At 36.0% G+C, this 16,470-nt stretch carries 11 protein-coding genes; all 11 read left to right on the forward strand.

What is annotated here, in order from left to right; all coding sequences use genetic code 11:
• The first annotated feature begins 68 nt into the window (after positions 1–68).
• The 11 genes from SPI61_RS04420 (at position 69) to SPI61_RS04470 (ending at position 16,461) form a co-directional block, all read left to right on the forward strand.
• Complete coding sequence (locus SPI61_RS04420; RefSeq protein WP_321136912.1) at positions 69–2,279, forward strand: ATP-dependent RecD-like DNA helicase; 2,211 nt, start codon at positions 69–71, stop codon at positions 2,277–2,279.
• Positions 2,269–2,838, forward strand: coding sequence for a hypothetical protein (locus SPI61_RS04425; RefSeq protein ID WP_321136913.1), 570 nt, complete (start codon positions 2,269–2,271; stop codon positions 2,836–2,838). The genes SPI61_RS04420 and SPI61_RS04425 overlap by 11 nt, the downstream gene beginning before the upstream one ends.
• On the forward strand, positions 2,839–3,840 hold the full coding sequence (locus SPI61_RS04430; RefSeq protein WP_321136914.1) for an FAD:protein FMN transferase: 1,002 nt from the start codon (positions 2,839–2,841) through the stop codon (positions 3,838–3,840).
• An 8-nt stretch (positions 3,841–3,848) separates the two neighbouring features.
• A complete protein-coding gene (locus SPI61_RS04435) occupies positions 3,849–4,418 on the forward strand; it encodes a hypothetical protein (protein ID WP_321136915.1) in 570 nt (189 codons plus the stop codon).
• Between the two features lies 1 nt (position 4,419).
• On the forward strand, positions 4,420–4,644 hold the full coding sequence (locus tag SPI61_RS04440) for a hypothetical protein (protein ID WP_321136916.1): 225 nt from the start codon (positions 4,420–4,422) through the stop codon (positions 4,642–4,644).
• A gap of 155 nt (positions 4,645–4,799) precedes the next feature.
• The gene (gene brnQ, locus SPI61_RS04445; protein WP_321136917.1) at positions 4,800–6,152 is read left to right on the forward strand and encodes a branched-chain amino acid transport system II carrier protein; all 1,353 of its coding nucleotides are present in this window, start codon (positions 4,800–4,802) and stop codon (positions 6,150–6,152) included.
• Positions 6,153–6,317: 165 nt separating this feature from the next.
• Entirely contained in the window at positions 6,318–8,762 is a 2,445-nt protein-coding gene (gene lanKC / locus SPI61_RS04450; RefSeq protein WP_321136918.1) for a class III lanthionine synthetase LanKC, read from the forward strand.
• A gap of 181 nt (positions 8,763–8,943) precedes the next feature.
• Positions 8,944–10,521: an ABC transporter ATP-binding protein gene (locus SPI61_RS04455; protein WP_321136919.1), complete on the forward strand. Its 1,578-nt coding sequence runs from the start codon at positions 8,944–8,946 to the stop codon at positions 10,519–10,521.
• Positions 10,522–10,530: 9 nt separating this feature from the next.
• Positions 10,531–12,156, forward strand: a complete 1,626-nt coding sequence (locus SPI61_RS04460) for an ABC transporter ATP-binding protein (RefSeq protein WP_321136920.1) — start codon at positions 10,531–10,533, stop codon at positions 12,154–12,156.
• A gap of 124 nt (positions 12,157–12,280) precedes the next feature.
• Complete coding sequence (locus SPI61_RS04465; protein WP_321136921.1) at positions 12,281–15,061, forward strand: LTA synthase family protein; 2,781 nt, start codon at positions 12,281–12,283, stop codon at positions 15,059–15,061.
• A gap of 170 nt (positions 15,062–15,231) precedes the next feature.
• A complete protein-coding gene (locus SPI61_RS04470; protein WP_321136922.1) occupies positions 15,232–16,461 on the forward strand; it encodes an MBOAT family O-acyltransferase in 1,230 nt (409 codons plus the stop codon).
• The last annotated feature ends 9 nt before the right edge of the window (positions 16,462–16,470 follow it).

A 16,470-nucleotide genomic window follows, 5' to 3' on the forward strand; every position in this document is an offset into this window, starting at 1 on the left:
TGCTTTTTTATTAGACAAATTTCATCGGTTATTATATAATATATGTAGCGAAAGCGCGAGGAGGCAATATGATTATCAAGGGCAGTATCGAAAGAATAATTTATAAAAATGACGACAACGGTTTTGCCGTGTTTCTTTTTGATACGGAAGATGGTGACATCATTTGCACCGGAAACATTCTCTCGCCGAGCGTCGGAATTCCTTTGGAGCTCGAGGGGGACATTGTCGTTCATGCGAAATACGGAGAACAGTTCAGCTTTACGAGTTATAAAGTTTTGGACGATATGAGCGCCGCCGGAGTTTACAACTATCTTAAGTCGGGAAATCTTCCATACATCGGCGAAGAAGTTGCGAAGGAAATTGTGGACAAATTCGGAGAGGACACAATGGATATGCTCGAAAACAATCCGGAAAAACTTTTGACGATAAAGGGAATCGGTCCGAAAAAATTACATAAGATAAAGGAAGCTTTGGAAATCGGAAAGCTTGCAAGAAAGTCGATTGTCGACCTTGCGGAGCTCGGCATTTTCGGGCAGGACGCATATAATATCTACAATATTTATCAGGACAATGCAAGAAGCATGATTATGGATGATCCGTATCGCCTCATAAAAGATGTGCGCGGTTTCGGCTTTTTTAAAGCGGACAGAATTGCGCGCACTGTGGGCATCGGCGAGCTCGACATAAGAAGAGTGCAAGCGGCGATAATGTACGTCATTTACGATTCGAGACTGGAGGGAAATATTTTTCTCTATGAGAGCGAAATAAGAACTCGATTAAAACGCCTTTTAAAAAAGGAAACACCGGACTTTGACGTTGCGCTCCAGGAGCTCATAATAAAGGGCGACGTTGTAAGAAAGCCGTCGACGGGAGAGCCTATGATTTATCCGACGGTTTTAAATGCGATTGAAAACAGCGCCGCAAGTAAAACCGTTCAGCTCATAAAAAGACCGAAGCCTTTCAGAGCGGGCGTTAAGGAAATACTTGAAAATCTTTTCTCGAGCAAGGATATATCATACGACGTAACACAAAAACAGGCGATTGAGATGGCTCTTTTAAACAATATTGCAATCATAACCGGCGGACCGGGAACGGGAAAGACCACGATTGTTCGTGCAATTCTCGAAGGCTTGCGGGAGCTGAAACTCAGTTTTGTTTTGGCGGCACCGACGGGGCGTGCGGCGAAGAGGCTCGAGGAAAGCTCGGGAGTCGAAGCGGCGACACTACACAGACTTCTTAGTTTGAGACCGTCAGACGATGACGACAATTTTATAATGGACGTCGAGGACATAGACGCCGACGTTGTTATTGTCGACGAGATGAGTATGGTAGATATAAATCTCTATCAAAAGCTGTTGGAGTCGATGGGAGATGACACATCGCTCATTATGGTGGGAGATGCGGACCAGCTTCCGAGCGTCGGACCGGGAAATGTTTTAAAGGATCTCCTTCGAGTTGACGAGATGCCGAAGGTGAAGCTCGAAACGATTCACAGAACTGTCGATACAAGTGAGATTGCGGTTGTTGCAAAGACCGTAAAAGAGGGCGGTGAGCCGAAATTTAATGAAAAGGATTCGGACGTTTTCTTTTTGGATGAATACAACGAAGAGGACTTCCTAAATGAATTGGTTGAACTTGTGGACACGAGACTGCCGAACCACTACGGTTTTGACAAATTCAACGATATTCAAATCCTTTCTCCGACGAGAAAAGGTGAAATCGGAGTGAACAATTTAAATCTCGTGCTCCAGGAAAAATTGAATCCGGAGAAGAAATTTATTTTAAAGCACAACGACAGAATGTTTAAACTCGGCGACAAAGTCATGCAAATAACGAACAACTATGACCGCGAGATTAAATACAAAACGATAGAGCGCGGAACGACGAAGGGAGTTTTTAACGGCGATATCGGAATTGTGACCGACGTCGACATTGAAAATTCGCAGCTCACTGTTCTCTTTTCCGACGACTACTATGCGCTGTACGACGATGACGAATTGAGAGAACTCGAGCTTGCGTACGCAATCACAGTGCACAAGTCGCAAGGTTCGGAATTTCCGTGCATCATTTTCATTGCGTGGGCGAGAAATATATTTTTGAACAACAGAAATCTTCTCTACACCGGAATCACGCGTGCGAAAGAACTTTTGATTTCAATGGGCAGCAGGGATATTTTCCGCACGATGATAAAAAACACCGAAGTGCAAAAGAGAAATACAACACTTAAAGAAAAGATTGACGAGGTAATAAGATTTGAAGAAGGCCTGCTTGATATGTAATGAGGGCGAATATCCCATCTGCGAGAGATGTTACGGCGAGTTTGAAAGGGCGAACACGATAAATTCAATCGACTTTATCGACGAACTCGAAGTAATTTTTCGCTATATGGGAATTCTAAAAAAATATATGTCAAAATTAAAATTTGAGAAAATTTATGGTTATCTTGATTTCTTTTATGATATAATAAAGAAAGAATGCTCGTTTGAAAATATCGACGGTATAATCTATATTCCGTCGGATTTTATAAGACAGCTTAAAAGAGGTTTCAATGTGAGCTATGAGCTTTCAAAGAGAATTTCTTTGGACTACAATATTCCGATTTATGATATTCTAAAAAAGAACGTGCCGACAAAGCCGAGCCACACGATGACAGGTTTTAAGCGTGCGAATTTCGACCACGGCATAAAGGTCAAAGAGCCCGTGAAAACGGGACGCTATATAATTTTGGACGACGTTATTACGAGCGGAAAAACGCTGAGCGATGCCGGCAAGGCGATAAAATTCTCAAATGATGAAGTTTATTTGAAAGCGATTGTGTTATTGGGGGATAAAATTTAGATGAAAAATAGATTTATTATTTTCGGTTTGATCATTTGCGCGATTTTTATGGGCGCATGCAAGCCGAAGGACGAAGCAAAGCACGATATGGTCTTTTATGAATATTTCGATACGGTTATTGAAATTACATATTTCAAAGACGATGTCGACGAAGCGAAAGTAAAAACTGTAATTGAAGATAAGATAAAACATTTAAACGATGTGCTTTCCAATTTTGAGGGCGGCGCGATCGATGAACTCAACAAATCCGGCGAAAAGGATTGGGCGGAAATTGCACCGATTTTGGATAAAACTTTGGAGCTTGAAGACAAGACCGGAAACAAAGTTGATATTTCAAAAGGAAAACTTTTTGACATTTGGAGAGATGCGATTGAGTCGGGCGTGCTTCCGGAAGAAGCGGCTGTAAAAGATGCGCTTATGAAAGGCGGCAAGGGAAGCGTTGTCGTTCACGGCGACCACATCACGCTAAATAACGGCGCGGCGGTTGACCTCGGCTCGGTGTGCAAAGGTTATTTGAATGAAGAACTCAAAAAAGATTTTGATGCGCTCGGAATAAAAAATTATATTATTTCCTCGGGTGGCAATGTCACCGTTCACGGAAGAAGAGCCGCCGACAGAAAGAATTTCAGCATCGGCATCGAAAATCCGTTTGACTTGGGCGATCCGTTTGACATAATTTATATAACGGATAAATCTCTTGTAACGAGCGGCGACTACCAAAGATTTGTTGAAATTGACGGAAGAAATTATCACCACATTGTCGATTTAAACACGGGCTATCCGTCGGACAATGAAAAGCGCTCCATCACAATTGTGGGCGACGATGCATATTTATGTGACTTTCTTTCGACAACGCTCTTTTTAAAAGACAAAGACGAAATCGACGAATGCCTGAAAGATTTTCCGGACTATGAATACTATATTATTTATAAAGACGGCACACATTTTGTGAGTGAAGGTTTGAAAAAATATGTTAAGTCCTTCGGAGCAAATTTAGAATAGGTGATTTTTTGAATATAGATATAAAAGATAAAATATTAAACACGCAGTTCTCGGAAAAAGCCACGGACAGAATGTTTTTGTTTGTCGGATTTGCAATTCCGGCAATCTCTTCGCTGCTTTACTACGGACTAACGACAATTACAACAATAAGTGATATAATATCATTAATATGGGCGGTCGCGACCGGAGTGATTTGGTTTATATACACGAGAATAATTTCCAAAAGGGGCATCGCATTCAAAAGAGCATTCTTCGGAATGCACTGGTTTATGCTCTTCTCGAATATATTTTCGATTGCGGCGGCAATACTTTGGCCCGACATTCCGGGAATAATAAAAAATATTGCACTCACGGCAACACTTTATTTGGTATGTTTTAGAGCAATAAGCGTCGCGCCGGTTTATCACATTGCAAACTGGCTCGGATTTTTCGACGACAAAGCGGAAGCGATAAATAACGCAGGAGCGATTTTCGGAGGAGTCGAACACTACTACAGATGGATGTTTATAGTGCCGGTTGTGGCAAGCATATTATTGATGGCGATTTTCGTCATAGCATTTAAAGGAGAAGATGATTAGAATGGAAGAACGTTTTGAAGCAATCAGACAAAAAGCGTACAGAACATTGGACGAACTTATGGGAAAGCTCGACACGGTTTACACTCCGGTCAGAGCGGAAAAAAAGGTTTTAAGAACCGTTGAAGCTAAAACGATTGAAGAATCCGTCGATACAATGGATCTTAAAACAAGACACAAAATGCAAGAAGAAGCTTTGAGAAAACAAAGAGAAGAACAAGGCGAATAATTTTTGGATATAAAGCGAGTTTGACTTTGCTCGCAAGTTTGGTCGAACTTGCTTTTTATTGAACATGAATCATGGATTCATGTTTTTATACAAAGTATTAGTATACTAAAGCTAAAAACTAATACAGATAATATTATTGGAGGTATTTTACTATTATGGAAAGAAAATTCACTATTAAAGATGTAATGGTGACAGGCTTTGCTTTATTTGCAATGTTTTTGGGGGCGGGCAACCTGATCTTCCCGCCGAATATCGGCATCCACGCCGGAAGATTATACCCTATTGCCACCCTTGGATTTTTATTCACAGGAATTGCGATGCCGCTTTTGGGAATCATTGCAACCACAAACACAAAAGGCAGCATGCTTAATTTCACGGGTATCGTTTCAAAAAATTTCGCACTTATTTTTAACACATTAATACTTATGTGCATCGGGCCTTTTCTTGCAATTCCAAGAACAGCCGCAACGACATATGAAATCGGTATCGCTCCGATTTTCGGCGAACTCAACTGGGGAACAGTTTTGGGAATGCCGCTTTCAAGAGTTGTAGTTTCATTGGTCTATTTCACATTGACCTATATATTGGTTCTTAGACCGTCAAAAGTTATAGACATAATCGGACAATACTTCACACCGGTTCTTCTTATCCTACTTCTCACACTTATCATTAAAGGAATTATAAATCCAATCGGAACACCGGGAGAACCGCTTGTACCGGATCCGTTCGGAATGGGATTCAGAGAAGGATACCAAACGATGGACGCAATCGGAAGCTTTGCAATGGCGGGAGTTGCTATAATGTCAATAAAAGCGAAACTCACGGATGAAAAGAAAATTCAAAAAGCCACAATCGGCTCCGCAATAATCGCTGCACTTGGACTCTTCATAGTCTACGGCGGATTTATATATCTCGGAGCAACAGGTTCGATTCAATTTAAAGACATCGCAAGAACAGAAGCAACAATCAAACTCGTTGAAGCAATCGGCTCTACTTTCGGTCGTACACTTCTTTCTATTTCAATGTGCTTTGCATGTCTCACAACATCAATCGGACTTATGACAACAATCGCAAATACATTCAGCGAAATGAGTAACGGAAAAATCAAATATAAATTTACAGTAACTGCTGTAGCAATCATTTCATTCTTCCTCTCGGTAAAGGGAGTAAACAACATCATAAAACTTTCCGTTCCGATTTTGAGCGTGCTCTATCCGGTTGCAATAGTTTTGATTCTATTGAACTTATTCAGACACAAAATGAAAAGAAGAACAGTATTTATCGGCGGCGCATACGGCGCACTTGTTTTGGGAATTCTCTATGGAGTTGCTGCAATAAATGAAAATCTTTCGATTATTCAAAACTTCTTATATAAACTCCCTTTCGGAAAAGACGGATTCGCTTGGGTGTTCACTGCAATTATAGGAATGGTCATCGCACTCATCTTGGATAGAACCGTTTTAAAAAATAACGAAAAACTTGATATTGCAAATATGAATTTGGTTTAGTTTTAAAGGCTGCAGAAAATGCAGTCTTTTTTATTGTGCAGTATAGAAATTTATAATAACGTAATAAATTATTTAAAAATCATTGAATTAAAATTTTAAAAGTGTTACAATAAAAATACAGGGAATGTTAAAAATATGTAAAAAAATTTTAGGGGGGGAAAAAGTATGCTGCAAGAATATAATTCAATTTCGGAAAGCGATTTTTATGAACCTATAGATAATTTCTTTTCAGATTTAAAAGAAATAAATTTAGATTATAAAGACAAGGGATATTGTTGTTATAGAGAAAAGAATTCCATTTGGAAAGAATATTTTTATGAAGGAAAAGACACTCAAAGTCAAGGTTTCAAGATACATATATCATCTCATATTTCGTCGTACAAGGAAACTTTAACATTGGTTTCAAATTATCTTTTTTCTAAAAAGATTGCATTTAAACATTTGGCAACGGAAGAATTTTTTGAATTGAATCAATCAAAAAATGAGGACAGAAGTTTCAGCGGAAAATTTATAACTATCTATCCGGATGATGACGAATTTAAAGAAACAGTCTTTGCTCTATATGATTTATTAAAGAATATAAAAAAAGGTCCATATATTTTGAGTGATAAAAGATATAAGGATTCGAATATTTATTATAGATATGGCGGGTTTAAAAAAATCTATTACAACGGAAAATTAGTTGTAAAAACGCCGTCGGGAGAATATATTGAAGATGAAAGACTTCCGTATTACAATGAGTTGCCTTTTGTTGAGGACCCGTTTTTTGAGGAAAATATAGCTTTTGATGAACCCTCACAACTGGATAATTATGAGATTTTCGATGCAGTAAAATTCAGCAATAACGGCGGAGTTTACTACGCATATGATAAGCTTTCGGATAAAAAATGTATTCTTAAAGAAGCAAGACCGAATGTGTCATATGACAAGGATGGAAAAGATGCGGTTGATAGACTTAGAATGGAATATTATTATCTTGAAAAGCTAAAAGACATAGACGGTATTGTAAAACCACTTGGAATATTTGAAGCTTGGGAACACACTTTTCTTTCTATGGAAGAAATTGAAGGGATGAACCTAAACAATTATCTTGCGAAAACTTATCCTTTGGATGATACTAATAATGAGAAAAAAATCAAGGAATATGTCGAGGATGTTTCAAGAATATATAGAGAAATAAAAAGAATATTAAAATCCATTCATGAAAGAGGAATCGGTATCGGAGATTTAAGTCACAGCAATATTATGATTGATGATGACGACAAAGTTTGGATATTGGATTTTGAATCCGCTGGAAGAGTTGATGAAGTTAACAAAGGAATTGCAACGAAAGGGTACTATTCTTCTTTGAACGAAAGAAATATTGATAGAGATGAATATGCTCTAAAAAAGATTCTAAAATTTATGCTTTATCCCGTTTCGCCATCTGAAGCTTTTGACAAAAACTTACTTTCACAACAAATTGATTATATTCTAAATAAATACGATGGAATGCTTGACAGCGATATAATTGAAGAGCTCTGCTCATTGGATGAACCGAAATCATACGAGGTGCCAAGTATAGAAGAACTTTCAAACAGATTGGTTGAATCGATTGTAAATTATAAGGATTTAAACGAGTTCGGTTGGAGAGGAGAAAGGGAATCAGTATCGACTGCTGAAGGGAAATATAATTTTTTAAACGGCAAGTATGGAATTTTATATGCACTTTCAAAATATCTTGATGATGATAAATTAAAATTAATAAAAGACAAAACTGTTGATTTGGAATCCGAAAAAGAAGAAATAAAAAATATATTTAAGTGCGGTCTTCTTGACGGCAAGATGGGGATTGCATTTGTTCTAAATAAACTCGGATACAAAGAAGCGGCGTATGAAATAGTTGATGAAATAGATTATGATCTGCTATTTAGTTTGGGAGACTATTCGTTTAAATCCGGACTTGCAGGAGTTGGAATTGGATATCTTAATTTCTATGTGGATTCCGGAAATGAAAAATATTTGGATAGAGCGATTCAAATATCTGATTTTATTCTTCAAAATATGGAAGTTGAGGGCGATATCGGTTTATTTGACGGTTTAGCAGGTGTTTTATATTTTGAATCAATAATATATGGGATTAAGAAAGACCAGGATGTTTTGAAATTTATAAAATATATTGCTATGCATATTTCAAATAATCTTTTTATAACGAACGGTTTCATTGGAGGAACAACAAACAAAATTATTTCTCCATATATCAAGGACGGTGCGTTGGGGATTCTTTTGGCTTTAAGGGAATATCAAGAAAAAACCGGAAAGAAAGTACAATCTGTAAATGTTGAAAAGCATATCAGGAGATACAGTGACTATGGATTATTTTTAGACGTCGGTCTTTATCAGGGACTTATGTCAAAATGTATTTCGTATTCTTCGGTTGATGATGGAGAAAAAGTTTGTAGGGAACTATTTTCGAGATTGCTGGAGATAGATAAAAATCTGTATACTCCGGGTAAATTTTCAAACAAATTGTCGTTTGATGTATTTTCCGGAAGCGCCGGAATACTTTTGGGTTTAAATAGTATTATCAATCAAAAAATTGAGATTTTTCCAATAGATGAAAGATTATAGGAGGGGTTATTATGAAAAAAGTATTGGATTTACAAAAAAAGAAAGTAAGAGACAGCGAAGAAAATAAAGGATACCACTGGGCATCCGGATTAAGCATCAAATGTTCAGCAAAATAACTAGTTTTTATATAAGCAGGGTAGAATAACCCTGCTTTGTATAATACATATTGAGGAGGTAAATTATGGTTAAGAGAAAATCATATATTGTATGGTATTTTATTTTACTTACATTGATTTCAGCGCTTGAAGTTGTCACAACTATTTTTAACGGTAAATTTATAACGGTACTTGAGAAACAATCTGATATGGACGTTGTCATTAGATTTATGGCATTGTTTTTCGGTGCTATAGTTTTGACCATTATTTTAAATTATTTTTATGAAATTTTGATTTCCAAATACATAGAAAGCAACAAGTTCATAAAGAAGACAAAGGTTATAGAAAATCTCAGGAGAAGCGACGCCAAAACTTTTAGAAATATCGACTCCTCATATATTGCAATGAGGCTTGACGGAGATATGGAAAATATTATGGCTTTTAAACTTAGACAGTTCTATCCAAGTATTTTTAAAGCAATAAAAATAGTAGTCATGATGGGAATTGTTTATACTATTGATAAGCAGGTATTTTTATTTTTATTGGCGGGAATACCGATAATGTATTTTATATATAGATTTTCAAAAAAGAAGATTACTGTTGTTGCAAATGATATGATGGAAACGGATGCAAAGTATTTTTCAGCGTTTGAGTCCGGAGTGCAAAACTTGACAGAGGTAGTTGAATCCGGAAATTACGAAAAGATCAATTCTCGCTTTGATAATATATTTTCAAGAGCATATCATGCTTATATGAAATATGTAGGATATGATGCCGGATTTGATTCAATCATAAACTTGGTAATGTTTGGAATGCAAATAGTTATAATGCTTTTTGCAGGATATAAAGTTTTTATGGGAACGATATTTTTGGGAGATATGTCAAACCTCTTTCAATTCAGCACAGCTATTTTGGTCAGTGTAATGATGCTTACGGGAATAGGAAAGGACTATAGAAAAGTAAAAGCGAGCGAAGACAAACTTAATGAATATGAAAATATAAAGAGATTGCCTGAAGGAAAAATGTCGGTTGATGACCTTGAAAGTGTTAAATATGATATAACATTCGGATTTGATAATAATTTGTTATACAAAGATTTTAAAGGAGAATTTAAAAAAGACAATATATATCTATTAAATGCTTCAAACGGAAAGGGCAAGACAACATTTTATAAACTTATGACTGGTGTTTTAAAAGACGATAATGCAAAAATTTATGTTGATAACATCAATCTCGCAGATATAGACAGCATTGAATTTAGAAAAGATTTAACCGATGTTGTTTTTCAAACGCCGAGGACAAGAACTAATACTCCGGCTGAATATTTCAATTCCAAATTTAAAATCAGTTCATCTCATGAATTGATTGATAAATTGAACGAAAGAAATATAAATACGGAAATTATTGAAGATGTTTTAGAAGGCACATGGAGCAAAGCTTTTAAAGATATTTCAGGCGGTGAAAGACAACTCATTTTTATTGTGTCCGCGTTATTAAATGACAAAAAGATACAAATATATGACGAACCTACAAGCAATCTTGACATTTTAAAGAAAGAATGGTTCAAAGATGAAGTCGCAAAAGCCAAAGTCGGAAATATTATCATAATTATTTCTCACGACGGTGATATTAAGAGCGTTGCAGACAGCGTTGTAAGTTTCTAGGAGTTCGATATGTTTAAAGAAATAAATATTTTAAAAGAATCAAAATACAGTTTGAAAAGCAGATATTTTCTTCTTGTTTTGATAGCGACTATCTATGCTATATTGGATGTCGTTCAATATAAATATATGTGGCAAATTTTTGACGTTGTAAAAACATCCGAGAAGTGGAGCGAGGTTATAAATTATGTCCTTATTTTTACTTCAATTGTCATTGTTTATGTGGTTATGGGATATTTTAAAAAGAAGGTGTCCGCAAGATTTAAGCTTGAAACAATTAAAACCGGTTTTGACAATATGAATGAGAAATACAGATTTTCTGATGCAACAGCATTTAGAAAGATGGATACATCCTATTTTTCAAGTCGTGTGAAAAGCGACCTTGAAAATGTTTCAAACTACTATACGGATGGAATATTGTCGTTTGTATTAAATATTTTGAAAATAGTTTTGATGCTAGGAATTTCTATTATTATAAACTGGAAAATAACTATTGGTTTTGTAATAACGGTGCCGATTTTGATATATGTTTATATTACATTCTTGAAAAGAATGACTGAAAAAGCTCAAGAATATCAAGAAAGCGCAGCAGGTTACTTTTCAAATTGGAGCGGTCAAGTTGAATTTCTTGATGAAATTGTACAGTCCGGAGATTATCAAAATGAAAATAGAAAATTTTCGGATGTATTTAAACAATTTTTTTCGAAATTTTTAGACTTTACAAAATTCAATCAACTTTTTAATTTGTCGATGACAGGAGTGACAATTTTATGTCAATTGATAATAATTTCATTGGGTGCATATTTTGTCAACAAAGGGCAACTTTCAATCGGAGAATTGCTTGTTATTGTCGCGTACGGTCAACAAATTCAACAGATTTCGCTTTCGTTGTTCCAATTTGGGGAACAAAAAGCAGGAAAGGTGGCCTCAACTGAAAAGCTAAATGAACTATATTCTGTTTCATCAATTGAAGAAGGAAAAAATAAAATTGAAAAAGTGGAATCAATAGATGCCGACATAAGCTATTCGTTCACGAATGAAATAAATATATATAAAGATATGAAAGTTTCTCTAAAAAAAGGCAATATATATGGAATTTCAGGTGACAACGGAAAGGGAAAGACAACTCTTATACGACTTCTTACGGGAGTTTACAAGGAAAATGAATTCAGCAAAGTCGATGTAAGGGTTAACGGAAAAGATATGAAAGAGATTGACTCGGTATATTTTAGAAGAAAAAATGTTGCATTTGTTTCGCAATTTCCTAAATCCATTTACGAGAAATCAGCTGAATATCTAGCAGGAGAATATGATGTTGAAGTTGATACCGTAAAAGAAAAAATTGATGAATATAATATTGATAGTAGAGATATGGTGATTGATTTCTTAAATAACAAGAAAGATATTCCAATTAAAGACTTGTCCGGTGGTGACAGAACATTCACGTCAATACTGGGTGCGATTTTTTCGGGAAAAGATTTCATTATTATGGACGAACCGACAGCAAATCTTGACACCGCAAGATGTGAATGGCTCATGAATATTCTTAACAAAATAAAGAAAGACAAAATAATTTTAATCATCTCACACGATAAAAATATGTTTGAAATATTTGATGAAAATATTAATATTATTTAGAAAAGAAAGTGCAGTTTATTTGCACTGTTTTTTTAATTAAAACTGTCCAAAACCTATAAACTTGACTATATAACTAATATGTAGTAGAATTATTTTTATAAAATGAATTAGAAATGGAGACAGTATGTTACTATATATTTTACTTATTTTAAAACTTATTTTATTTTACACGGAGACCAAGGTCCAATTTGCGCCGATGTTGGTTTTTTTTATGGACTTTGCCATCATTACCGCATTTTATATTCTTTTACGCAAAAGAGGTAAGAAAGTTAGAGTTTTAAATTTTGTGCTTTATGCACTTTTAAGTCTTATTATGTTTGCGGATGTGGTTTATTTTTCGTATTTCAACCGCATGCCGGTCATAAGCGAACTTGGACACGCGGGAAATCTCGGTGGCGTTACAGACGCCGTTAAGAGGCTTTTTAATTTTAAAAATCTTATTTTGATTTTGGATTTGCCGATTACGGGCTATATTTATTTTAAAGGTTATTTGGAAAAGCTTTTAAAGAAAAACTTTTTTGATATTTATATTCCGAGATATATTTCTCTCAGCGTTGTAGTTGCAGTTTTGCTTGCGGTATTTGCATTTTCCGGCTCAAAGATGTCGTCGGCTTCAAGGCTTTCACTCTTCGGTTATCACATAAGAGATATTGCGGAAAGCGTTTCGAAACCTGGAGAGCTACACGAGGACGATGTTTCGGAAAGCATGAATAATTTAAACAAAGAAAAATATGAAAATGAATACACAGGTATTGCAAAGGGCAAAAATTTTATTCATATTCAAATCGAAAGTTTGAACAATTTTGTGATTGGAAGGGAATACAACGGCGAGGAAATAACGCCGAATTTAAATCGATTGATCGAGGAAACGGGAAGCATCTATTGCAAGAATTATATCGAAATGCTCGGAGCGGGAAACACTTCGGATGCGGAGTTTGTAAGTCTTCACTCGCTCTATCCGACAATGAGGGCGCAGTCCTATGAGGCATATATCGACACATATCTCTACGGTCTTCCGAAAATTTTTGCGGACAACAACTATGCCGTAGACGCTTTTCACGGTTACAAAAGGGACTTCTGGATGCGTGACAGAGTTTATCCGCACCTTGGAATTGACAATTTTTATGCGGAAGACGATTTCGATTTGGACGATATGATTGGAATGGGACTTTCGGATGAGAGTTTTTTAAGACAATCTTTTGATATTATTTCGAAGCAATCGGAACCTTTTTATTCATTTTTGATTACGCTTTCGAGCCACGTGCCGTACGAGATGCCGGACTATGACGGCTCTTTGAGTGCAATCGACAAAGACAAAGACACATTTTTCTTCAGATATCTAAACGCCGTTCACTACACGGACAAGGCCCTTGGAGAATTTTTGGATAAATTAAAGGAAAATGGAATGTTTGAGAATTCCGTCATCGCACTCTACGGCGACCACCACGGAATAACCGGAGTTGAAGCGGATGCGATGTTAAGAGTTGCAGAATTTATCGGAAAGAAGTTCGACTTTGACGAGCTTATGAATGTGCCTTTAATTATTCATGTGCCGGGACTCGAAGAAAAGAAAACGATTGAGTCCGTGAGGTCGCAACTCGACTTTATGCCGACGATTTTAAATCTCTTCGGCATCGATGCGTCGAAATATGTTACATTCGGACACGATATTTTTGATGAAAATCATCCGTCCGTCGCATTTCCGGAAGGATATATGAGAAAGGGCTCTTTCATTTCCGACGACTATATATTTACGATGAAGAGAGACGGAATTTTTGAAAACGGAACTCTCGTAAACAGAAAGACGGGCGAGGAAACACCGCCGAATGAAGAGGCAAAGAAACTTTATAAACAGGCTATAAAAGAAATTACGCTCTCCAATAAAATTTTGGACACAAACAGCATTGAAAAACTTATGGCTAAAGGCAACAAAGATGAGCTTGTAAACGATTACGAAAAGCCGTCGGATGCAGTTGTTGTCGAAACAAAGGACGAACTTGATAGCGCTATTCGAAATGGATACAAATACTTTTATTTATCGCTTAAAAAGACTCTTGACGACTACTATGTGACAAATCCGAATGGAGAAAATATGAATTTTGAAGCCGCAAAAACGGGATATATTTCCCTTGGCGATGTGCTCGGAAAATACAAAAACTATAAATTCATTGTGGACACAAATGACCCGCGCGAATTTGCGTTTTTTGTGAAAACGGTCAGCGGAAACCACGACAGCCTTATAATAAAAGCGAACTCGAAAGATGAGTATGAAGAAATTTTCTATAGGAAAAACGGATACAACATCCTCTTGGACGTTTCGGATTACACTGAAGATGAAGTGAAATCAATCAAACTCGGTATGCCGGACTTATTAATTTACGGTGGAGATTTGACTGAATTTAAAGACCAAACCTTTAGAGAAATGGGCGAGGTAAAAGAGGGAGAACTTGTAATAATTCCTTTTGAAAAAATCGAAAAGACGGACTCAAAAGTGAAGATAAAAACCGTGAGTGAAGAATTTATAATTCCTGACGGCGAGGTCGCAACAAGTCTTCGAGAAATTTCCGAAAGAGCGGGCGATGAATTTGTCCCAATCAAAGTTTATTATGATGCGGAAAATGACGAAGTTAAATTGAATATGTCAGACAGCGATGATCCGACTGCTCTATTTAAACTTATGAAAAAAAATAAAAATATAAAAATTTATCTGACAGCCGACGGAGCGCAAGTTGAAATCATGAGGGCGCTTCTTAAACTTAACCCGCCGAAAGAGAGAGTTATGGTTGAACTCATAACTCCGGGGCAAGTTTCGTTTGCGACAAAAATGGGCTTTACAAACCTCGTGCTCAACATGGACATCGGAGAGAATGAACTCGAGGAACTCGAGCAAATTTATATGTATTAGGTGTCGCGGATATGGTCTTTTCAAGTTTATCATTTCTATTTTATTTTTTACCGGCAATACTGTTTCTATATTATATATTACCGAAAAAATTCAGATACGGGAGAAATTTTGTTCTCCTCATAGGATCTTTATTCTTCTATTTTGTTGGAGAACCGAAAGCGATTGTTGTAATGCTTCTCTCGATTTTTATAAATTATATCGGAGGTATTGCGGTAAATAGTGGAGGAGAAAAGCAAAGAAAAATTTCGCTTACGATTGTAGTTATATTAAATCTTGCAATTCTCTTCTATTACAAATATCTGATGTTTATAGTCGGGAATCTTTCAAAGATTTTTGACATCAATGTTGAAACTAAAAGCATCTACATGCCGATTGGAATTTCTTTTTTCACATTTCAAGGCATGAGCTATGTGTTTGATGTTTATATGAAAAATGCGGAAGTGAAGAAAAATCCTTTGGATATAGCACTATACATCTCTCTTTTTCCTCAATTAATTGCAGGACCTATTGTTCGATATAAAACCGTTGCGGATGAAATAGACGGCAGAGTTGAAACGCTTGATCTATTCTCAATCGGTGTAATAAGATTTATAGTCGGACTTTCGAAAAAGGTATTGCTGGCAAATAAATTTGGAATAATTGCTGATGAAATATTTAAATTGAACGGCAACTATAATTTGAGCGTGCCTTTAAGTTGGTTCGGAGTTACGATGTTTGCACTTCAGATATACTATGACTTCAGTGGATACTCGGATATGGCAATCGGTCTTGGGAAAATGTTCGGATTCAATTTTCTTAAAAACTTCGATTATCCATACACTTCAAAAAGCATAACGGAATTTTGGAGAAGGTGGCACATGTCACTCGGAACATGGTTTAGAGATTATATCTATATACCACTAGGCGGCAACAGAGTTTCCGTGCCGAGACATATTCTTAATATGTTTATTGTATGGTTTCTTACCGGATTTTGGCATGGTGCTTCGTGGAACTATATAATTTGGGGATTGTACTTCTTTGTTTTTCTCGTAATTGAAAAATATATTTTTGGAAGTAAATTTGAGCAAGTCCCGAAAATTTTCAGACATCTGTATGCATTAATAGTTATTCTTATAGGGTGGGTTATTTTTAAAGAGGAGAATAGCTTTTTACTTTTGAAATACCTAAAAGCTATGTTTAACGTGGGACTGAAGCCGACAATTGGAGGAGTGACTTATTATTTAAAAGAATATTATATTGAAATTTTCTTGGGAATAATGTTCTCCACTAATATTTTTAAGGCATTTGAAAAAGGGAAAAAGACAATACCGGCAATTTTAATCTATTTTATACTTTTGATACTGTCGATTATTTCTCTTTTTAGCAGTTCGTACAACCCATTCATATATTTTAGATTTTAGGAGATGCCG

Source organism: Ezakiella sp., assembly GCF_034180565.1.
Taxonomy (GTDB): domain Bacteria; phylum Bacillota; class Clostridia; order Tissierellales; family Peptoniphilaceae; genus Ezakiella.

Excerpts from the sequence above, each read along its gene's own strand:
- SPI61_RS04420 (WP_321136912.1), top strand. The coding sequence starts at position 69 with ATGATTATCAAGGGCAGTATCGAAAGAATAATTTATAAAAATGACGAC.
- SPI61_RS04430 (WP_321136914.1), top strand. The coding sequence starts at position 2,839 with ATGAAAAATAGATTTATTATTTTCGGTTTGATCATTTGCGCGATTTTT.
- SPI61_RS04440 (WP_321136916.1), top strand. The coding sequence starts at position 4,420 with ATGGAAGAACGTTTTGAAGCAATCAGACAAAAAGCGTACAGAACATTG.
- brnQ (WP_321136917.1), top strand. The coding sequence starts at position 4,800 with ATGGAAAGAAAATTCACTATTAAAGATGTAATGGTGACAGGCTTTGCT.
- lanKC (WP_321136918.1), top strand. The coding sequence starts at position 6,318 with ATGCTGCAAGAATATAATTCAATTTCGGAAAGCGATTTTTATGAACCT.
- SPI61_RS04455 (WP_321136919.1), top strand. The coding sequence starts at position 8,944 with ATGGTTAAGAGAAAATCATATATTGTATGGTATTTTATTTTACTTACA.
- SPI61_RS04460 (WP_321136920.1), top strand. The coding sequence starts at position 10,531 with ATGTTTAAAGAAATAAATATTTTAAAAGAATCAAAATACAGTTTGAAA.
- SPI61_RS04465 (WP_321136921.1), top strand. The coding sequence starts at position 12,281 with ATGTTACTATATATTTTACTTATTTTAAAACTTATTTTATTTTACACG.
- SPI61_RS04470 (WP_321136922.1), top strand. The coding sequence starts at position 15,232 with ATGCTTCTCTCGATTTTTATAAATTATATCGGAGGTATTGCGGTAAAT.